Below are 285 nucleotides of genomic sequence, written 5' to 3' on the forward strand. Positions count from 1 at the left end.
GGGTGAGGATGGAGCGCGATTTCTTAAACAAAGCCGCGACCTTCTTGGCTCGGGAAAGCTCAGACCCGATGAGCTAATCCAGAGGGAGCAGGTGAATTTTCCCATTGCCCTGATGTGCCGAGTCCTGAAGCAGTCCAGGAGTCGCTATTACGCCTGGTGCAACCGTCTTGTTGCCGCTAGAACCCAGGAGAATGCGCTCTTGTCTGCCCCGATTCAACGCATCTATGACACCAGTCGCCAAAGCTATGGGTCCCCTCGGATTCAAGCGGCCCTGGCGGCTCAAGG

General features: G+C 56.8%; 1 protein-coding gene. It reads left to right on the plus strand.

From position 1 onward, the window contains the following. Nucleotides 1-91: 91 nt before the first annotated feature. Nucleotides 92-285: IS3 family transposase (locus tag JUK32_RS17000; protein WP_204140055.1), on the plus strand; the 194-nt coding region annotated here is incomplete at its 3' end.

Origin of the sequence: Halomicronema sp. CCY15110 (genome assembly GCF_016888165.1) — a bacterium.
GTDB lineage: Bacteria > Cyanobacteriota > Cyanobacteriia > Phormidesmidales > Phormidesmidaceae > Halomicronema.